Annotated in this window: 22 protein-coding genes; 19 read left to right on the top strand and 3 right to left on the bottom strand. The window is 40.7% G+C overall.

Annotated elements, in window-relative coordinates:
- The 7 genes from PENNN9_RS12815 to PENNN9_RS07090 form a co-directional block, all read left to right on the top strand.
- Positions 1 to 319: hypothetical protein (locus tag PENNN9_RS12815; protein WP_197409083.1), on the top strand; the 319-nt coding region annotated here is incomplete at its 5' end.
- A complete protein-coding gene (locus tag PENNN9_RS07115; RefSeq protein ID WP_058369008.1) occupies positions 312 to 2,621 on the top strand; it encodes a LysM peptidoglycan-binding domain-containing protein in 2,310 nt (769 codons plus the stop codon). The genes PENNN9_RS12815 and PENNN9_RS07115, both read left to right, overlap by 8 nt.
- An 83-nt stretch (positions 2,622 to 2,704) precedes the next feature.
- Positions 2,705 to 3,205 (top strand): hypothetical protein, encoded by a 501-nt coding sequence (locus PENNN9_RS07110; RefSeq protein ID WP_058369007.1) that lies wholly within the window; start codon positions 2,705 to 2,707, stop codon positions 3,203 to 3,205.
- A 190-nt stretch (positions 3,206 to 3,395) separates the two neighbouring features.
- The gene (locus PENNN9_RS07105; protein ID WP_058369006.1) at positions 3,396 to 3,746 is read left to right on the top strand and encodes a DUF5991 domain-containing protein; all 351 of its coding nucleotides are present in this window, start codon (positions 3,396 to 3,398) and stop codon (positions 3,744 to 3,746) included.
- A gap of 264 nt (positions 3,747 to 4,010) precedes the next feature.
- On the top strand, positions 4,011 to 4,661 hold the full coding sequence (locus PENNN9_RS07100) for a TIGR02594 family protein (protein ID WP_058369005.1): 651 nt from the start codon (positions 4,011 to 4,013) through the stop codon (positions 4,659 to 4,661).
- Positions 4,639 to 5,193, top strand: a complete 555-nt coding sequence (locus PENNN9_RS07095; RefSeq protein WP_058369004.1) for a hypothetical protein — start codon at positions 4,639 to 4,641, stop codon at positions 5,191 to 5,193. The genes PENNN9_RS07100 and PENNN9_RS07095 overlap by 23 nt, the downstream gene beginning before the upstream one ends.
- 638 nt (positions 5,194 to 5,831) lie before the next feature.
- Positions 5,832 to 6,173, top strand: a complete 342-nt coding sequence (locus PENNN9_RS07090; protein ID WP_058369003.1) for a hypothetical protein — start codon at positions 5,832 to 5,834, stop codon at positions 6,171 to 6,173.
- Here PENNN9_RS07090 and PENNN9_RS07085 read toward each other — a convergent pair.
- Positions 6,170 to 6,394, bottom strand: coding sequence for a hypothetical protein (locus PENNN9_RS07085; RefSeq protein ID WP_058369002.1), 225 nt, complete (start codon positions 6,392 to 6,394; stop codon positions 6,170 to 6,172). The genes PENNN9_RS07090 and PENNN9_RS07085 overlap by 4 nt on opposite strands.
- A 31-nt stretch (positions 6,395 to 6,425) precedes the next feature.
- Here PENNN9_RS07085 and PENNN9_RS07080 point away from each other — a divergent pair, with 31 nt between their 5' ends.
- From PENNN9_RS07080 to PENNN9_RS07065, 4 genes are all read left to right on the top strand, one after another.
- The gene (locus PENNN9_RS07080) at positions 6,426 to 6,923 is read left to right on the top strand and encodes a M23 family metallopeptidase (protein ID WP_058369001.1); all 498 of its coding nucleotides are present in this window, start codon (positions 6,426 to 6,428) and stop codon (positions 6,921 to 6,923) included.
- 175 nt (positions 6,924 to 7,098) lie between these two features.
- Positions 7,099 to 7,347 (top strand): hypothetical protein, encoded by a 249-nt coding sequence (locus PENNN9_RS07075; RefSeq protein ID WP_058369000.1) that lies wholly within the window; start codon positions 7,099 to 7,101, stop codon positions 7,345 to 7,347.
- Positions 7,348 to 7,794: 447 nt separating this feature from the next.
- Complete coding sequence (locus PENNN9_RS07070) at positions 7,795 to 9,042, top strand: NAD(P)/FAD-dependent oxidoreductase (protein ID WP_058368999.1); 1,248 nt, start codon at positions 7,795 to 7,797, stop codon at positions 9,040 to 9,042.
- Between the two features lie 64 nt (positions 9,043 to 9,106).
- The gene (locus PENNN9_RS07065) at positions 9,107 to 9,445 is read left to right on the top strand and encodes a RidA family protein (protein ID WP_058368998.1); all 339 of its coding nucleotides are present in this window, start codon (positions 9,107 to 9,109) and stop codon (positions 9,443 to 9,445) included.
- A 105-nt stretch (positions 9,446 to 9,550) separates the two neighbouring features.
- Here the strand turns inward: PENNN9_RS07065 and PENNN9_RS07060 are convergent, their stop codons facing one another.
- The gene (locus tag PENNN9_RS07060; protein ID WP_058368997.1) at positions 9,551 to 10,465 is read right to left on the bottom strand and encodes a LysR family transcriptional regulator; all 915 of its coding nucleotides are present in this window, start codon (positions 10,463 to 10,465) and stop codon (positions 9,551 to 9,553) included.
- A 220-nt stretch (positions 10,466 to 10,685) separates the two neighbouring features.
- On the opposite strand from PENNN9_RS07060, the gene speB reads away from it, so the two are divergent.
- The 4 genes from speB (at position 10,686) to PENNN9_RS07045 (ending at position 15,118) form a co-directional block, all read left to right on the top strand.
- Positions 10,686 to 11,654 (top strand): agmatinase, encoded by a 969-nt coding sequence (gene speB / locus PENNN9_RS07055; RefSeq protein ID WP_058368996.1) that lies wholly within the window; start codon positions 10,686 to 10,688, stop codon positions 11,652 to 11,654.
- A 168-nt stretch (positions 11,655 to 11,822) separates the two neighbouring features.
- Positions 11,823 to 13,526 carry a 5-guanidino-2-oxopentanoate decarboxylase gene (locus tag PENNN9_RS07050; RefSeq protein WP_058368995.1) on the top strand — a complete coding sequence of 568 codons (1,704 nt, stop codon included), beginning with the start codon at positions 11,823 to 11,825 and terminating at the stop codon, positions 13,524 to 13,526.
- A gap of 184 nt (positions 13,527 to 13,710) precedes the next feature.
- Positions 13,711 to 14,139: a hypothetical protein gene (locus tag PENNN9_RS13085; RefSeq protein WP_227511756.1), complete on the top strand. Its 429-nt coding sequence runs from the start codon at positions 13,711 to 13,713 to the stop codon at positions 14,137 to 14,139.
- Positions 14,096 to 15,118 (top strand): YjiH family protein, encoded by a 1,023-nt coding sequence (locus PENNN9_RS07045; RefSeq protein ID WP_227511755.1) that lies wholly within the window; start codon positions 14,096 to 14,098, stop codon positions 15,116 to 15,118. The genes PENNN9_RS13085 and PENNN9_RS07045 overlap by 44 nt, the downstream gene beginning before the upstream one ends.
- A gap of 120 nt (positions 15,119 to 15,238) precedes the next feature.
- On the opposite strand, the gene PENNN9_RS07040 is transcribed toward PENNN9_RS07045, so the two are convergent.
- Positions 15,239 to 16,261: a GlxA family transcriptional regulator gene (locus PENNN9_RS07040; protein WP_058368994.1), complete on the bottom strand. Its 1,023-nt coding sequence runs from the start codon at positions 16,259 to 16,261 to the stop codon at positions 15,239 to 15,241.
- A gap of 290 nt (positions 16,262 to 16,551) precedes the next feature.
- On the opposite strand from PENNN9_RS07040, the gene PENNN9_RS07035 reads away from it, so the two are divergent.
- The 4 genes from PENNN9_RS07035 to PENNN9_RS07025 all read left to right on the top strand — a co-directional run bounded on the left by PENNN9_RS07035 (position 16,552) and on the right by PENNN9_RS07025 (position 20,182).
- Positions 16,552 to 18,357, top strand: a complete 1,806-nt coding sequence (locus tag PENNN9_RS07035) for an acyl-CoA dehydrogenase (protein ID WP_058368993.1) — start codon at positions 16,552 to 16,554, stop codon at positions 18,355 to 18,357.
- Between the two features lie 75 nt (positions 18,358 to 18,432).
- Positions 18,433 to 18,663 carry an SDR family NAD(P)-dependent oxidoreductase gene (locus PENNN9_RS13395; RefSeq protein ID WP_264752925.1) on the top strand — a complete coding sequence of 77 codons (231 nt, stop codon included), beginning with the start codon at positions 18,433 to 18,435 and terminating at the stop codon, positions 18,661 to 18,663.
- Complete coding sequence (locus PENNN9_RS07030) at positions 18,593 to 19,216, top strand: SDR family NAD(P)-dependent oxidoreductase (RefSeq protein ID WP_264752924.1); 624 nt, start codon at positions 18,593 to 18,595, stop codon at positions 19,214 to 19,216. Before PENNN9_RS13395 ends, PENNN9_RS07030 begins: the two co-directional genes overlap by 71 nt.
- Positions 19,217 to 19,417: 201 nt before the next feature.
- Positions 19,418 to 20,182: an SDR family oxidoreductase gene (locus tag PENNN9_RS07025; RefSeq protein ID WP_256713837.1), complete on the top strand. Its 765-nt coding sequence runs from the start codon at positions 19,418 to 19,420 to the stop codon at positions 20,180 to 20,182.
- Positions 20,183 to 20,263 lie beyond the last annotated feature (81 nt).

Genomic DNA, 20,263 nt, shown 5'->3' with positions numbered 1-20,263 from the left:
GCCTGAGACCATTCCGCTGTTTAGTAATAAGTTGGATGTTTATGATTTATTTTATCAGCATAACTTTGATGACATTGAGTTTCAGATGCTACGACCTGATGGGCAGTTGATAGAAGGGGTGTTAGATGAGCATGGACGCACCGCTCCTGTGATTAGTGATAAAGAGGAAGAGGTTAATGTTTTAGTTGGCTTTAAAGATGTGGATTGGGGTATTGAATTTGCACCTGATGAAGAAAGTTCAGAATCTACCAAAAATAAAGATGACGAATTAAAACAAACTTTAGATCAGAACACTTCTCAGGAGAATAATAATGACTAAAGCTAAAAGTGTTGTTATTAAAATTCGTTTTGTTGATTTGATGAATAAACCATTTCCAAATTTATATCATCTTATTAGAGAATCAAAAAAATTAATTAGTGAAAATAAATCAGATACTTCAGGTCTTGGCGTACCTATTAGTAGACCTCCCGGTACCATGCTAACTGTTAGTATCAAGCATCCATTGACAAACAAGATGATTGATATTCAACGTCCTATTGTTGTACCGACACAGAAAGGCACAATGACTATCAAAGCGCCATTTTCTATTCAGATAGTTAAGCTTCGAGCCCTAAACAATGGTGGCTCATACAAAAGAAGCACTCATAAAGTTGCTGCAGGTAAAGATAAATATGAGGTTAAAAAAGGCCAAGATCTATACACTATTGCTAAAATGCATAACACCACATGGCAGATACTAGCGCAGCTGAACAAATCGACTATTAAAGACCCTGATGAAATAGTTCCAGGGCAGGTAATCAAAGTGCCACCCAAAGGTAGTAGCTTAACAAGCATCACCAATGACAGACCTGATTCTCTAAAAAATCAAACTCATTATAAGGTAAAAAAGGGAGAGACATTATCTGACATCTCACAAAGAAGTGGAGTGTCAGTAGAGCAGCTGAAACGTATTAACGGCATTACCGACCCTACAACACTACAAGCAGAGCAAACTATTAGATTACGTGGCGCTGGTTCAGCACGGACTCATACAACACCTAAATCCACCCCCACTGCGAGACCTACACCAAAACCTTCATCGAAACCGTCTTCTTCTGACGAAGGGGAAGGGTCTTTCGGTGGTGTTCTTGAAAGTATAGGAGAGGGTTTAGGCGCTTTAGGTAACAGGGCAAAAGAAGGTTTAGAGAGTATTAATGATGCTATGAGCGGTGGCAAAAATGATAAGCCAGCTGGAGGAGCGCCTGCGGCTGGTACTGTTTCAGGTAATAGCTCCTTATCTACATCAGGTGGTTATATCGTTAAAAGAGGCGATACTTTGAGCAGTATTGCGCGAAAGCATGGCGTTGATACTAATGATTTAGCTCGTACTAATGGCTTGAAACTGATTGGTACTATCCGCCCAGGTGATAGATTAACGATTCCTAAAGGTGGCGCTACTTCTTCATCCACAGGTAGCTCTTCTCAATTAAGTAAGCCAGATAAACCTGTAAACGTAACTACAAAACCTAGTAATAGCTCTGATGGTACGCCAAAGGATGTCGCTACCACTAATGGTGCTTGTATTTGTAAGGCGCATGATTTGATTTGGGGTGCAAAAGTAGACTGTGATTTTAGAAAAAAGGTAGTTGAGATAAGCCAAGACTTATGGCCTGATGACTATTTAGCAATGGCTAATAATTTAATGGCATTAATGCATCTAGAAACAGGTGGAGGTTTTGATCCTTCTAAGGTTAATTCTCTCGGCTATGTTGGGTTAGTTCAAATGGGTGCAGCTGTACGGGAAGATTTAGGAGTTTCTAGTAAAGAATTGCTCAATATGTTAGCTGTAGAACAATTAGATTGGGTTAAGAAGTATTTTCAATTGTATAATAATCGATATAAGAAAATTGATAGTTTTCTTGAGATGTACTTAACTATACTTTATCCAAATTCTGTCAGACCTGCTGGTGATGATGTAGATGATAATGACGTTATATTCAAAGACAATGGACAAGTAAAAGGAAATGCTTATAAACAGAATCCAGCGTTTATGAAAGAAAAAGGAGAATGGCAAAAAAGAGGGTTTTCAGGTGGTGTGACTTACGCATGGGAAGTTAAAAAAGAGATCGCGCATCATTATAATGACGGGGAAAAACCTGAAAATAGGGTATTTAAATCTACTTACTCTCAAGTAGTACAACCGCCATCAGAACAATTTAATAACTTAAAACTTAATCCACTAGCTTGCGGCGGTAGAAAACATTACAAAAGAACTATGAATAATATTGCTGCTTTACATCCAATTTATCAACCATACGTAATAAAATTGATTAATGAGGGTTATGAAAAAACTGGTATAACCTGGGTAATTACTGATGGTTATCGAAGCCCTAAGGCGCAAGATCAGCTTTCTTCAAAAGTGACCTCAGCTGGAGCTTTACAAAGTTATCATCAATACGGTCTTGCTATAGATGTAGTATCTGTAACTAATGAAGAAATTACATACTTAAAAAGCAACTCTTTATCGATAGAACATAGTAAAAAGCTGGGACCAATTGGTATAAGTTTAGGTCTAGAATGGGGGAGGAAGTTGGACGAGAAAAAAAGACTACCCTCACTTCCAAATAAAACCCAAAAATAAGACATGGAGGAACTTAAAACCTCAGCTATTAAAAATAGGTATTGGAAATTATAAAAAACTAATATTTGATTAAGGAGAGAAGTATGAATAAAGCACTAAAATTAATAGCCATATATATTGTCGCTCTTTCAGGAACCGCTTGTATAAACACAAGTACAAACATTGAAAAAACAAAGAGTAAGGTTGTCGATCAATTTTCTTCTGGTCTTGAAATTAATACAGGATCTATTCCTCTACAAATATTGAACGATAGCTTCGAAGTAACTCCTGATGATGGTCTTGTTCTAAATCAAACTGTTGAGGTATTTAAACTAAATAATGGAGAATGTCTTTCATTAGTTACATTGTATAATGAGTCTGGTTTTGGAGGATATGAGGATCTGTTGGTTTTTAAAGATAGTAAAATAACAACTAGCTTACAAAGAAATTTATTTTTCTTAAATGAAAATGGAGCAGTCATGGAAGCAGATATAGAATACGATGTTAATGTTGACAATTCAGAAGAAACTCAAAATATTCTAATAGAAGACTTTAATAGGTATAAACAAAAATTTAACTCTAAGGTGATTTCTGTATGTAAGTAATTATTCATATTCGTAAAGTTAAAATTATATTTGGTAAAACTATCTTTTATCAAGCCTTGTGTCTTTAATATCTTGCTTTATGACTCGATTAATCATTCTATTGAAAAATAAAAAGAATCAAACGCTACTAATAGATAAAAATGAAAACATATAAAGTGCGCTTTTAATAATTGGGTTAACAAGGATTTATATGAGAACAACCATACTACTTATATTTGTAGTTGGAATAGCATCTTGTTCCAATTCACCAGTAATTGATAGCATTTCAAGCAATTCAAAAAATTACGTTTCTCAATTTTATGGTGTGTACAAGTATAATAATTATCAAACTGACAAAGATCTTGGAACTGGCGTTGGTGTTTTTTATAATTTAAAAGTTTTTAAAAATATTTGCAAAATTGATATGGAGGGGTATCAAACAGACAAACAATTAAGGTGTTATATAAAGTTAGCCGATAATAACAGTATTGAGATTTATGACATAGAAAAAATAAGAAATTTGGTACAATTCGAAAAACTGATGAAAATGAATTTTCGATAGACATGAGCTATTATTTAGAAGGTGACAACTATTCTTACTCTATCGAAAAGATGGAATAATTTTCTTTTAATATAATTAAAGGTATTACACTCCTAAACTTGAAAAAATTTATTATATTCAAGAAATCAAAAAAATTACATATTAAGATGTTAATATTTTTTCTCAATCAATATTTAATTTATTTAACGTTGTTTTGAAGTTAAAAAATTAAGAGTAAAAGCTTACCCTCAAAATAAAATTGATCCTAACAATGACGGTAAGGTCATGAAGTCTGAAATAGCAGAAGCAGTCAGTCATTATTTGACAAATGGCCTAAAGTATAAGGATTTCAAAATCACCTGTTCACAAGTTGTTCAAATCCCCACAAACAATAGCTCAATTGATATTGCACCATGGATGAGAATAGCTATTCGTGAAGATAAACAATGGAAAGGCACTCATGAGAAGAATATAAAAGACAATTATCATAATTTAGTAGGTATCAGTAGCTATCAATCACTTGTAGGTACTGCTCAAGCTTGGTGTGCATCTTTTGTGAACTACTGCTTAAAAGATTCTGGTTATTCAATGGTCACCACTAACGATCCTTATAATAAAGTAAGAGCTAAAGCCTTTAAGAAAGATACTGTTAACTTCGTAAGAATTGAGAATCCAGTGTATGGTGCAATTGCAGTGAGCAAAGAAGTTAGTCATGTATGCTTTGTAATAGGTAGAAAAAATAAGGATAGATTCTACAGGTTGGGAGGTAATCAAGATCAAATGATAGCATTCGATAGTAGAAAAATTAGTACGTATATTTATTACTATCCTAAAAAAGCTTGGGGTTCACACTCTCAGCAACCAGCACCTATAGTTGATACCCAATCTTTAATTGATCAAGGACTAAACTCCCATGACTCTACCTCGACTCGATAGTGTAAAGAAAACGGTTAGTTGGATTGTACTTCTACTGCTAACCACATCTACCAGTACACAGGCAGAAATACACGATAATCAATTGAACTCAAGTGAAGTGATTGATGTTCAATACTTAATAAGCGAATCTACGTTGAACTGTTCTTTTAACACCTCAAGTGGAGAACTAATAAGCTTTTACACGAATCTTTTGGAAAATTCATCAATAAAGCAAAGAAATAGCCAGTTTATCATTGGAAATAGATATAAAGTAAAAAATGTAAAATCAATAAATAGTACATTTAAGAAAACGAAAAATGAAATATCTAAAAATATGGATACCGATTTCAATAAATTCGGTGTGAGAGTACTTAGGATTTCTAGTTTTGCTCAAAATGGAGATAGTGAAAATTTTGGATATTATATTGTTTTAAAAGGTAAGCCTTCGATCAATAAGAGTATTTTACAGAAGCATAATGTAGAATTAACCTATTCAACTATAGAAGAGACAGTTGGCGGTAACACACGGGTTCGATGTATTTTAGTCGGTTAATAGTTATATTTAAAAACATATTGTTGGTAATTTGAAGGTTAGAATCATGTTTAAGGTATCAATTTTCCTATTAGGTCTTTTATTTTTAGTATCTTGCACCCATGATGCTGTTAATCATAGTATTGAAGAAGAGAAAGAGTTAAATACCATAAATGATTTATATAAAAACATAGTATTAGAAGTAAAAAATTTACTTTGACAGTAAAGATATAGAGTCATTTAGCACGTCTGAATATATTATTAGGCAATCAAATACAAGTAATCCTTTAAATTTTTCTATAAGATCTTATCTTGACAGTGTAAGTGAGGAAGAAGTAGATTTAGGTTTTAAAACAAAAAACTTAGGGATTAGATCTTTTGAAATTGAAGTTAAAGATAGGACAGCTTTGATAAACTTTATAAGTAAAGACCTAAATATTAAGGGTTCAGAACAAATCTTGAACTTTGACTATAATATTTATAAGACAGCCAAGCAATTTGATTATATAGATGATGTGAAAATATGTATTAATAGTATTTATAATTATCAAATGGCTTTTTAGTTAATGAAAAACCTATTGAATGTCCTTTCTAATTTTAGATTTTATTCTTATTTAAACTAAGTCTGCACGTATAGGAAATACTAATCCATTTACAGCATGGCATTCCCTGTCACAGGTGACTTAAACGGACAGACTAAAGTACTCAAAGTCCCAGTTGTAGCCTTTAGCATCAAATTTGTCGACAACAACAATCAACCCATACCACATTACGAGTTTAAAACCCTATACCGTGGCAAACAATCTGCTATAAAAAGAGCAAACAACCAAGGTATTAGCACTATAAAAGCCCTTGTTGGTCAAAAGCTTACCGTTATCGATGGACAAGATAGAGCTAAGACAACCGCCATCGTTACCTATGGCTCCAAACAATGGACTATGATAATAGGTATAAACATCACCGAAGAAGATATTAGCAATGTACCAGATATCTTAAATTAAGAAGCATCGACTACTCCAGAGACCAGTAAACAAGATGACAAGCCAAAACCCCAAACAGAGCAAGACCCTGTCATCAAAGTAGAAAAGCCAAAGGTAACGGAGGTTGAAAAAAAGACAGAAACAGGGCCGACGCTTGAGGTTGCCTCAGATGAGGCTAAAATCACCATAAAGTTCGTTGATGAAGCAACAAATAAGCCACTATCGGGGCTTTCATATATCACTCAGTCTGCTAAATATGGTAAGAACACTTCTGTGACCGTAAATGATGGTACGAGAGGTAGAACACATGATTCGCTAGTAGGTGTTGATATAACCGTACTGGTGTATGAAGACGGTAAGGAAGTTAAGAAAGATGTCATTACAGCAAGTGCTGATCGAAACGGTATTCCTTATGTTTATAAGGCTAGAAAGCCTAAAAACTACTTATACCCGTTGCCAATAAATGCAACTGCAGATTACAAATCAGACATGAGATCTTTTGGAAGTAATCGTTCAAGCGGTAAACGCAAACATGCGGGAGCAGATTTATATGCGCCAACTGGAACAACTGTAAGAGCAATGGAGTCAGGTGTCGTATTAAGTACTGGTAGCTTTTATGCGGGCACCGATTTTGTGACTATTAAGCATCAAAACCATATTATTAGATACGGAGAATTGGCACCGGGTTCGATAAAAGTCAAAGCAGAAGATGAGGTAGCTAGAAGTGACCTAATCAATCCTAACTCTTTTTTGGATAATGCGGATAAATAATCATGAAAAACTTTTCTTTTTTCTTTCTTCTATGTTGATACTGTCTTCTTGCTATAACAGTGGTACAACTACAGAACCAGCTAATCCAAGTACAAATTTGAACGAAATCGAAGTAACATCAAAAATACTCATTTCTAACTTTACATCGGTATGCTCACATGACGAAGCGAAGCCTATGAGTATTAGTAGTAGCTTAACAGTTTGGGGCTTTGAGCCATTACTATCTGACAAAGAGCGAAAATGTGAAAAACTTAATCTTAAAGACTTCTCGGCAATGAACTGTAAATATGATGAAGACTTAATACAAAACTCAGGTATTCATCTGTATAAGGATTCTGAAGGTTGGTACAAATTTATATATGAAACCGCTGATATGTGCACTAATGCCTTAAACACTTATGCAGCACAAAGTGAAGAGCTTTAGATAGACTTCATAATAAATGTATACTATTTGCCACTCAGGTAGCCTTCTAACCCCTGCCGTCAAATCCGTACAACTAAAATTGGAAGGTTTTAATTACGCAGCTTGACAATAATAATCAAATCTCATCTGTCTTGGCGTCTTATAGCCCAAACCTGTCTGACCATGTATTAACTGATATGATGGGCTTGCTCTGCAAGATGAGCATGCAATCGCTCACAGCCATAGTGCTGTTTAGTTTCATTATGAGCCATGCGAACTAGCTTCCGCATCAAATATATATCTAATGACCCTATTATTCCTACCAATTTACCTCTCTTTAGATGCTCATAACCAAAAGTACCTAATAGCAAAAAAATCCGTCAAATATGGGTTTATTAATTATCAGGTTCGCGTTATTATCACCCCCTAATTTGCAAGACTCTACTACCTATCAAGAAAGGATGTTCTATGCGCTATGAGGTTATTGTTATTGGTGCTGGTATGGTTGGCACATCGATTGCGTGGCACCTGCAAAATAATGGTTCGCAGGTATTATTGTTAGACAAAAAATTGCCAGGGTCAGAGACCTCATATGGCAATGCTGGTTTGATCCAGCGCGAAGCGATTCATACACATCCTTTCCCGCGTCAGATCACTGAGATGATTAGAGTATTGCCTAACCAAGGTACTGACATTCGTTATCGCATACCAGCCATTCTGCGTTATCATCAAGCGCTATTGCAGTATTGGAAATACTCTTCGCCTGCATCAGTCAAAAAAATCGAGGCTGAATGGCAGACATTGATTGAACATTGTACAAGTGAGCATCAGACCATGATTACAGCGTCCGGCGCTGATGAGCTGATTACTCGTGATGGTTGGTTACAGCTGCATCGTTCTGAAGACACCTTTAAAGAAGCGATTGCCTCAGCTATTGATGCTCGCGCGCAAGGTGTTGAGCATAACGTATTAAACCTTGAAGAATTAAAAGCGATGGAGCCAAGTGCTAATTTTGATGGTTTTGTCGGGGCAATTCATTGGAAAAACTCTTGGCAAGTATCTAACCCAAGCGCCTTAGTAAAAGCGTATGCAAAAAATTTCCAAGAGATGCAAGGTACGATCAAAGAGAGCGATGTAAAAGAGATCGTACAAGAGGGGGAAGGCTGGAAAATTGTTACTGATAACGACACTTATTATAGTGATAAATTGGTCATCGCGGCTGGCCCTTGGTCAAATGATCTGATCAGACCGCTTGGCTACAACCTGCCGTTGTTCCCGATGCGTGGTTATCATCAGCACTTTAAAGTAACGGATAAAAACACCATCCATCACAGTATGTTTGATATGGATAAAGGCTTTGTTATGGGGCCAATGCAGCAAGGCATTCGTATCACGACTGGTGCTGAGATGACCACTATGAACGCGCCAAAAAACTTTGGTCAATTGCAGACCGTCCTAAAATTCGCGCGCAAAATTCTACCGCTAGATGATGCTGTCGAGAGCGAAGCGTGGGCAGGCTCGCGTCCTTGTATGCCGGATATGAAGCCGGTCATTGGCCCTGCGCCCAAGCATGACAAGCTATGGTTTGCCTTTGGTCACAGTCATCAAGGCTTTACGTTAGGGCCGATGACAGGACGCGTCGTAGAAGAGATGATTCATGAAAAGCCGGTACTGGTCGATTTGGCACCATTTAGCGCTCAGCGTTTTTCTAATTAAGCGATTATTTTTTAACTGAGTCATCACCGATTCAAGCACTTTAATAAATTAAGGATTTAATACGATGAAAAAGCTACATAGTAATCAACGTATGAGTAAAATCGTTGTACATAACCAAACGGTATATTTATGTGGTCAAGTGGGCAATAGCGATGACGACATCAAAGCGCAGACATTGACTTGTTTGGAGAAGATACAAACATTGTTAGAAGAAGTAGGTAGTGATAAATCAAAACTACTATCAGTGACGGTCTGGGTAAAAGATATGGCAGACTTTGCTGCGATGAATGAAGTATGGGATGAATGGTTTGAAGGTATTCAGCCACCAGCTCGTGCTTGTGGTGAGTCAGCGCTGGCACGTCCTGAGCTCTTGGTTGAGATGATCGCCATCGCTGCCGAGTAATTGATTGGTTATAAAGTTTATATAAAAAGGAGATGATATTAATATTGTCTCCTTTTTTTGGCTTTTATGCTTCAATAGCATTTTAATAAATGTAAGCTGATAAAACTAATGTGTTTGCTGTGTTAATAGCCTAAGCATTTGTTGCAAAAAAGCACCAACTTGCTTATGCAGGTTTTGTCGATAAGCCCAATGATGACTCACCTCATAGCTTGCCTCATCAGGTAATAAAATTTTCATCAGTCCCATTCCCTCATAACGCTTTGCCAAATCATTTGGTAGGTAACCGACGTGATGACCTGCAAGAATTAACTGTGCTGTTGCCTCCATATGATAAGTGGTGGCGCTCAGTGTCTTAGGGCGAATATGGTTAATGCTATGCTCAGTAATGTAACCTCGTTTGATCCATGAGTAGTTTTGTTCTAAGTCCTCAAAAGTCAAGCCTTCTGCTTCATTAAACAAGACGTGCTTGCGGCCACAGCAGACCACTTGCTTTTCAACAAAGGCATGTTTAAAAGTTAATAGAGGAGGAAAGCTGCCAAAGTACCCGACACCAATATCACTCTCGTTGCTCAAAAGCTTATCTAGCATACTCTCTGGGCTTTGCACATCGATAGAGAAGTGAATCAATGGATTCTTACTATAACTTGTAGATAAGCACTGTTGTAACGCGTCATAAAAAAACGCTGGCATCTGATCGATGAGACACAGCCGAATATGTCCGCCATGAACAGAGTCTAATTGCCGAATATAATGCAATTGATGTTGAAAGCTGGCAACTGCTTCGGTAAAGCTCAAACAGGCCTCATAGACTGCCGCGCCATCCTCGGTCAGTTTAAACCCCGCGCGTCCGCGATGACAGAGCGTCATACCCAAGCGATCTTCTAAATGCGTTAAATGACCGCTGATGACAGAAGGGGTCACATTTAAGCGCGTCTGCGCCGCTGTCACACCCTGACACTCTACAATAGCCATGAAGCTGCGTAAGGTTTTGATGTCTATTTTTATTAGTTCATCTAGCATTAAGAGTTATACTCCAGTACTTATTCCATCAATTCTTTAAGCTACAATACCTTTCTAAAACTTTGGTAAACTTCTAATTATGACGAATAAATCAAAGTTACTACGAAAAACCAGAAGTTTACTTCTAAATTTTACCATGGTCTATACTCCGGTATTTAGGTATTGTCAAAGCATATAACAAATTGCCTACCGTAAATCAGATAAAACAAGGATGTGAATGATGAAATTCAATCAACCATTAAGCGGCAACGATATGCCAAGATTTGGCGGCTTTGCCTCTATGATGCGTCTGCCTACGCAGGCTGATGCTAAAGGGTTAGACGCTGCATTCGTTGGCGTACCTTTAGATATCGGGGCGTCGAACCGTAGCGGTGCCAGACTGGGTCCAAGACAGATTCGCGATGAGTCACGTATGATTCGCCCTTATAATGTCGCCACGCGTGCAGCGCCCTTTGAGTCTTTACAAGTCGCTGACATTGGCGATGTGCCAATCAATACCTTTAACCTGCAAAAAAGCGTCGATATCATCGAAAAATTCTACACGGATAATATCGTCAGTCATGGCGCGATTCCGTTAACCTTGGGCGGTGATCATACCATTGCATTGCCTATTCTACGTGCGCTTGCCAAAAAACACGGCCCTGTCGGGATGGTGCATATCGATGCTCATGCTGATATTAATGACGATATGTTTGGCGAAAAAATCGCTCACGGCACCCCGTTCCGCCGCGCTGTCGAAGAAAACTTAATCGATGGCAATCGCGTAGTACAGATTGGCTTGCGTGGTACGGGCTATAGTGCTGAAGAGTTCGATTGGTCGACCCAGCAAGGCTTTCGCGTGGTGCCAGCGGAGGAGTGCTGGTACAAGTCGCTTACGCCGCTCATGGCAGAAGTGCGTGAAAAGCTTGGCGATGGACCTGTTTATTTAAGTTTCGATATCGACGGCATTGATCCAGCGTTTGCACCTGGCACGGGCACGGCTGAAATTGGCGGTTTAACCTCCACACAAGGTGTCGAGATTATTCGCGGTATGCGCGGCCTTGACGTGGTCGGTGGCGATTTGGTCGAAGTGTCACCGCCATACGATCCGTTTGGTAACACCTCAGTGCTAGCAGCAAACTTGCTGTTTGAGATGCTATGTATCTTGCCAGGTGTGCGCTATGACGACAAAGTCAAAGCAGTCTACTAATCACAGGTTTAAATTACCACTCTTATCGAAAGGGGCTGTTCTAAAAAGACAGTTTTGAAAAAATATCTCTCTAACAAGCAACCTTTATAAATAATATAAGGGTTGTTTTGAGATACCGTTTTGATAATTGCTCGAATATTCAGTGAACTTTTTTAGGATGACCGATTCATGACGCAATCAACGCAAACGCCTTCTTTATCGCCAGCAACCTCGTCCCTGACCTGCGGTGAGCTACTCGTGCAGTGGCTAGAGTATTATGGGGTCGAGACCGTATTTGGTATCCCTGGTGTGCACACGGTCGAGCTGTATCGTGGTTTGCCTAATACCGATATTCGCCATGTGACCCCGCGTCATGAGCAAGGCGCTGGGTTTATGGCCGATGGCTATTATCGTGCTTCTGGTAAAGTTGGGGTATGCTTTATTATCACCGGCCCCGGCATGACTAATATCATGACTGCGATGGCACAAGCGTTAGCAGATTCTATCCCGATGCTGGTGATATCTAGTGTCAATAAAGTTGAGGACACAGGAAGTGGTGAAGGGCATTTGCATGAGTTGCACGATCAGCAGGGCATGGTCAGCAAGGTTGCGCTTGCAAGCAAAACCATCTGGCAACCTGAATCTTTGCCCAAAGTTATCGCCGAAGCCTTTGCCATGTTTGATGGCGCGCGTCCGGGACCGGTGCATATTCAGTTGCCTATCGATGTGATCACCACCGATGCCAGTCATGTCGCCAAGCCGCCTAAAATTGATAAGAGTGTAGCAAGTTTGGCGCGACCACAGGTCACAAGACCGCTGCCCAATCCTGCACAGCTTGATTTAATCGTTGAGCAGTTAAAAAGCGCAAAAAACCCAGTGTTGCTTTACGGTGGTGGCTGCGTCGATGTCGATCACGATGCACAAAGGCTGGCTGAGCTTATCGATGCCCCGACATTTTTGACCATCAATGCCAAAGGTTTGCTGCCACCTGGTCACGCACTCAGTCTGGGTAGCAATCAGTCGTTAGAAGCTGGGCGCGCCGTCATTAGCGAGGCCGATATGGTACTGGCGATTGGTACTGAGCTTGGTGAGACCGATTACGACGTATTCTTTAATGGTGAGTTCCAAATCAACGGCACACTCATTCGTATTGACTGCGATGCTCAGCAGTTGCAGCGTCCTTTTAGAGCGGATATCGCCGTATTGTCTGATGCACAGATGGCGATTAGTGGGCTATGTACACGTTTAGAAAATCACAATCTCGGTCATAAGGCAGCAGCGCGAGTAGCCAAGGTAAAGCAGACGTTAATAGAAGCGATAACCCCGGACTTTGCTGGTCAAAATGCACTGCTTCAATTGATTAGAGATGAAGTAAAAGATGTCATCTTCGTTGGTGATTCGACGCAGCCTGTCTATAGTGGCAACCTTGGCTTTGAGGCGTTGGCGACTCGTAAGTGGTTTAACTCATCAACCGGATTTGGCACCTTAGGTTATGGCTTGCCTGCTGCGATTGGCGCAATGATTGGCTCGAAAGCTCCTGTTGTTAGTCTTATTGGTGACGGTGGTATTCAGTTTACCATTGCAGAACTTATCTGCGCGGCCGAGCTTGAGCTACCATTGATTGTCCTACTTTGGAATAACCAAGGTTATGGTGAGATTCGTCGTTATATGGAGGAGGGCGGCTTGCCACTGATTGGCGTCAATATCAAGACACCTAATTTTGAGCCATTGGCCGCAGGGTTTGGCGCAGGCTATCGTAGAATCACCGATAAGCAGCAGCTAGTAGAAGCCTTGCAACAGGATATCAATGGTAAGCAGCCAATCATTTATGAAGTAGACGAAGCCGATGAGTTTCTAACAAAAATGGCTAAGACCTATAAAAGTTTCAGCTAGCTTACTTTATTTAAAAGACAAGCACTTATCTACTATTAAATAGATAAGACTTATCAGCTATCTCTTAGTGTAGAGAGTTTGTGTTTTTGGGATATGGAACTCAGCTAACTCAGCAATTTTAAGAGTCAGTCAAACAGCCAAAATGGAAAATATTGGCGATAGCCGCCCATCATGGAGGAATTAAATGACGGTTAATATCAATAAGTCGCAACAGCCTGTTTTAGGCAATGATGCTGTCGACTCAAAAACGCCGCAAGGAGAGCAATGGCGCGCGTCATTGTGGAAGTTTTTATTGTTTTCAGCGCTTGGTATTGCGCTATTTATTATTCCGTTTCAATGGGATGGTAAAGTTACTATTTTACTTGGTGTATTAACCGATGCTTTGCAAGCCGCTTTGGGTGGTTATGTCGCTTATATTGCCCTTGCGATAGTCACGACTTCTTTTATTGGCGCGCTCGCAGTCAAAGTATTGCGTCCTAACTTACACCCAGACTCTTTACTAAAAAAAACTCTTCGATGTCGATTGGTTGTGGCTTGTTGCACGTTTTTTAGGCACGTTGTTTATTTGGATGATTTTTCTTCAAGTAGGTCCAGAATTTATTATCAATCGTAATACTGGCGGCGTCATATTCGAAGATCTTATTCCTATTTTAATCCCTCTATTTTTCTTTGCCATCCTATCTTTGCCGTTTTTGACTGATTTTGGTTTGATGGAATTTTTGGGAACTTTAGCTAGTAAGGTGTTTATTAAACTGTTCAAACTGCCAGGACGCTCAGCGGTCGATGCCATGTCCTCTTGGTTTGGTGCAGCTTCTATTGGTCTGCTGGTTACTATGCAGGAGTATGATAAAAGCTACTATAGCCAGCGTGAAGCGGCCATTATTGCCACGACTTTTTCGGTAACCTCTATCGCTTTTACTTATGTCGTTGCCAAGACTATTGGGGTAGATAATAATTTTGTTTTCTTTTACTTGACCATCGCGTTGACGGGCTTTATCGCTGCTACTATTATGCCGCGTATCCCGCCACTGTCATTAAAACCTGATACTTATCATTCTGGTAAATGTATGTTGGATGAAGACATTCCTGCACAATACAGTATGCCGCAGTGGGCACTGAACCGGGCAGTGACTCGAGCATACTCTATGCCAGACTTGGGTAGCGTATTCAAACATAGCGTAAAAAACCTGTTTGATATTTATTTTGGGCTTATTCCGATTATTTTTGCAATCGGTACTATTGGTCTGGGTTTGGCTGAATACACCCCTGTATTTGATTGGATTGCCGCGCCATTAGTTCCCGTACTCGATTTATTACAAATTCCAGAAGCGACCAAAGCAGCCCCTGCCATGATTATGGGTTTTGCTGATATGTACTTACCAGCGTTGGTCGGTAAGAGTATCGAGAGTGAGATGACACGCTTTATCGTTGGCGCTGCCTCTATCACGCAGATTATTTACATGTCTGAAGTTGGCGCGCTAATTTTGAAATCGAACATCAAACTTAATGTTTTAGAGTTGTTTGCAATCTTTATTATCCGTACGCTTATTAGCTTAGTGGTTATTACATCAGTGGCACATCTACTGTACTAATAGAGACTTACAATAGTGACAAAGCCGGTTTGGTTTAAACTCAGACCGGATTTTTGCTATTTATATATTTTCAAAAAACTCTCAAAGCGCCGCGTTAAAAGCTATGTTTAACAAATACTATTAAATCGCTAAGCGTGAAAACTTCTCTTGATACTCCTTCGGGGTCAGCTCGGTGGCGCGTTTAAACAGGCGGGTAAATGATGAGATGTCATCGTAGCCAACTTGTTCGGCGAGCGATTTTATCGTCACATCGCCTGTTTCTAATAAGCGTTTGGCCTGCTCGACTCTGACCGCTTGAATATACTCAATCGGGCGCATCGCGACGCAAGATTGAAAACGCCTGTTTAGAGTACGCGGAGTGACATTGACCATGGCGGCCAAATGGCTCACCTGTAGAGGTTGCTTAAAGTTCTCTTCGATAAACTCTTGTACTTGCTTAATCAGTTGGTCAGCATGTGGCTTATGTAGCGTCACGTTGATATAGCTGTTTTGATTGCCACGTTTGCTATCGATGATCTGGGTTTTAGCCACTTGGGTCGAAATCTCGCGCCCACAATAGCGCTCGATTAATAATAATCCCAAATCATAAAAGGCGCTACCGCCCGCCGCACAAAATATATCGCCAAATTGGGTTTTAGATGCGCCTTTTGCTTGCGTGACAAACTGGTTTTCTTGCAAATCAACCAATGGAAAATCTGCCTTAAACTTGCTGGCATAGCCCCAATGGGTTGTCGCGACTTTGCCATCGAGCAAGCTTGCTTTTGCCAAAAAAAACGCACCGCTACAGTTACTGGCGATATCGGCTTTGGTACTCGCCAGCCGCTTGATATGTTCAATCAACTCAGCGTTCTGACTCAGCACTTTATCGATGGAATCGCCAATCGTTGGGATTAACAATAAATCGCATTCCGTCACCTGCCGAATATCGCAATGCGCTTGCATGATTAAGCGATTGCTACATCTGATATCCGCACCGCCTAAGCTTGCAATCTGCACATTAAACCTTGGCTCTACGCGCTCATCCAAAAAGCGCTGCCAGCTGACGCCAGTAAATGAAAACAAATCTAACGCCCCTGTCAGAGCGCTACCAAGCACACCATCGAAACCAAGGATAATGACTTTAAAGGGTTTGGAGTAGGGCAAAATTTAGTTTCCTTTTAGGTGTATGCAAATCTATAGCTGATAATAAATAAAAGCATTCGCTAATATTTGCGTGCAGCTGGTAAAGATTTTCTTGCGTGCTGTGCGCTTCGCCAGACAGGGGCTGCAAAAATCTCCCCCAGCTGCGCTAAGCGTAATTTGAAGTTCACTCACCATACATTAGAAAGAATGTCTTATTTAACCTTAATTATGTCATAAATGACAATACGGCAAGGCATTAAATTAGATTACTATCAAGTTATCACCAAATTTAATAAGTTAACGAGAATACTATGGCAGCAGATACGCTTATCAACGACTTTGAATTACCGTTCCAATTATATGATGTACTGGGCGCAGAAAATTTAACCGAGCATCCAAAATTTGCAGAGCATAGCCGCGAAACCTTCGACGCCGTACTCGACACCGCTAATAAAGTTGCCACTGATTTGTTTTTACCGCATAACCATTTAGCAGATAAAAACGAGCCACAGTTTGACGGCAAAAAAGTCAGCATGATAGACGATGTAAAAGTTGCCTTTGATGCCTTTCGTGAGTCAGGCTTTATAGCGGGTCGTTATAGCTTTGACGATGGCGGGATGCAACTACCGGAAACTGTCATGACGGCGGTGGCAGGCTATTTTATGGCAGCCAATCCATCGACCACTGCTTATCCATTTTTGACCACGGCCGCAATCAATGTCATCTCACATTTCGCTAGTGATGAGATTAAAAATGCCTTTATGCCGCGTATGCTAACGGGCGAGTTCACAGGAACGATGGCACTGACCGAGCCGCATGCTGGCTCGTCACTGGCTGATATTAAAACCACCGCTGTCAAGCAAGGCGACGGTAGCTACCGTATCAAAGGTAGCAAGATTTATATCTCAGCAGGCGATCACGAACTGTCTGATAATATCGTGCATCTAGTATTAGCCAAAGTACCGGGCGGTCCTGGTGGCGTCAAAGGTATTTCTTTATTTGCCGTACCCAAGTATCGACTAAATGATGATTTATCGGTCGGCGAGCGCAATGATGTCCATCTAACCGGACTCATTCATAAACTTGGCTATCGAGGAGCGACTTCTACGGCGTTGAGCTTTGGCGATGCAGGCGAGTGCTATGGCTACCTTATTGGTGAAGAGCATTTTGGTCTGCGTTATATGTTTAAAATGATGAACGAGGCACGTATCGCGGTTGGCTTTGGCGCGGCGATGATTGGCTATCGTGGTTATCAGTACTCGCTTGATTATGCCAAAGACAGAACGCAGGGCAGAATCGCACCGAACAATAAACCTGAAGATGCAGCAACGGCGATTATCAATCATGGTGATGTTAAACGCATGCTACTTGCGCAAAAAGCTTATAGCGAGGGCGGCATTTCACTGTGCTTATACGGCTCAAACCTGATTGATCGTATCAATACCTGTGAAGACGCCACACTCAAAAACGAGCTATCAGAATTATTGGATTTATTAACGCCAGTACTCAAAGCATGGCCGTCAGAATATGGGCCGAAAGCCAATGATTTGGGTATTCAAGTATTGGGCGGTGCAGGTTATACGCGTGAATATCAGGCCGAGCAGTTTTGGCGTGACAACCGTCTCAACCCCATTCATGAAGGCACAAATGGTGTGCAGGCGTTAGATTTGTCATTCCGTAAGTTGTGGCAAAACAAGGGTCTTGGTATTCAAGTTCTAAAACGTGAAATCACCCAAGATCTAGAAAGCATTAGTACACCAGAGACTGCCAAACTTGCCGGTAAATTGACGCCTTATATGGGTCATTTGCATGAAGTGCTCGTGCATTTAAGCAAAATCCTGCAAACGGAAAAGGCAGTAACGTTGACCGGTAACGCACAAGCATTGATGAATATCTTTGCAACCATCGTGGTCAGTTGGATTTGGATTCGCCAAGCGAGCAAAGCGGAGCAACTACTAAGTACGACGCAAGATGTTGAGCAGCAGAATTTTTACAAAGGCAAACTACAAGCAGCAAAATACTTTATCGATTGGGAATTACCCTTAATCAATCGCGATATCGAGCTGTTAAATAATGACAATTCGGTTTGTACTGATATGCAAGCCGCGTGGTTTTAAGAATTTAGACAGTAGTCACATCGCTTTTTAGACAGTTATCACAGATAAAATAATACTCTTTTAAAGGAATAAAATATGACGCTAAATACAAATGGAATTGCTTCAGACGTAACTGGTAAACGCATTTTAATCACTGGCGGGGCATCTGGTATCGGTGCGGCAAGTGCGCTACTGCTCGCCAGTCGCGGGGCCAAAGTAGTGATTGGTGATTTAGCAGAAGAGATGGGGGCAGCTGTTGCCAAGCAAGCACAAGACGCTGGTAATAGTATCGTGTTTAAAAAAAGTCGATGTCACCAGCGGCGATGAAGTACGGGCGCTATTTGCCTTTGCCATGGAGACGCTCGGTGGCCTCGATGTGGTGATAAACAATGCTGGCATCGATCACAAGCCAGCACCCATGCATGAGCTGAGCGATGAAGATTTCGATCGTAATATCGCCGTCAACCTAAAAGGCGTCTGGCATTGTATGCGTGCCGCTGTCGCTTGTATGGCACCTAATGGCGGTGGACATGTGATCAATGTCGCGTCTATCGCAGGACTACGTTCTGCACCGCTACTCTCTGCTTATAGCGCTGCCAAACATGGTGTCATGGGGCTAACCAAGTCTGCGGCTCATGAATATGCGCGTGTCAATATCCGCTTTAATGCCATCTGTCCAAGCTTTATCGATACGCCGATGGTACGTAATACCATGGCAAATATGGACGAGCGCGCCCAGCAAGCGACCATTAAAGCCAGCCCAATGCGCCGTTTAGGTGACGTTGATGAGGTGTCAGGTGCGATTGCGTGGCTGGCGAGTGATGAGAGTAGCTTTATGAATGGTCATGCGTTTACCCTTGATGGTGGTATGTTGGCTTAATATTCAAATAACTGCTAAACCATTACGGCGTTAGCCTCGCTCGATGTACTATGCGTACTATCTACGCTTGGCTGCCTTGTAATGAGTTTGCAGTTTTTTGACTATAATTTATTAAGTATTTACGATAAAAGATTGAATAGCTAATTTAAAACATAAGGAATAGATAAAAGATTGAATAGCTAATTTAAAACATAAGGAATAATGATGAAAGATTTATTTGATTTAACGGGTAAGATTGCGTTGGTCACAGGTGCGAGCCGCGGTATTGGTGAGTCTATCGCCCGCCTATTGGCATCTAGAGGCGCGCATGTGATTGTCTCTAGCCGTAAGATAGACGCGTGCCAAGCGGTCGCCGATAGCATCAAAGCTGATGGTCATAAAGCCAGCGCCTTTGCTTGTCACGTCGGTGAGATGGACCAGATTGAGGCAGTTTTTGAGCATATAAAAAGCGAATTTGGTCAACTTGATATCTTAGTCAATAACGCTGCCGCCAATCCTTATTATGGTCATATCCTAGATACGGATCTGGGCGCGTTTGATAAAACAGTAGAAGTTAATATTCGCGGTTATTTCTTTATGTCGACGGCGGCGGGTAAAATGATGCGCGAGCAGGGCGGTGGAGTAATTTTAAATACGGCATCAGTCAATGGCTTGGTCGCAGGTGATAAGCAAGGCATCTATTCAATTACTAAAGCCGCTGTGATTAGCATGACCAAAGCCTTTGCCAAAGAGTGCGGTCCATTAAATATTCGCGTCAATGCGTTATTGCCGGGTCTGACTGATACCAAGTTTGCTTCTGCCTTAACCACTAATGATAAAGTCTTAAAAATGGCGCTACATGCCATTCCACTAGGGCGCGTAGCCGATCCGGACGAGATGGCAGGTACGGTATTATACCTAGTGTCTGATGCGTCGAGCTATACCACGGGCGCTACGGTCGTAGTCGATGGTGGTATGCTTGCTTAATAGTAAATGAGTAGTTTGAAATAATAGAGCCAGCTCTTAAGGTAACAAAACCGCATGATGCTAATATCATGCGGTTTTTTT

This window comes from Psychrobacter sp. ENNN9_III, from assembly GCF_001462175.1.
Taxonomy (GTDB): domain Bacteria; phylum Pseudomonadota; class Gammaproteobacteria; order Pseudomonadales; family Moraxellaceae; genus Psychrobacter.
This window is presented reverse-complemented; position numbering and strand designations above follow the sequence as displayed.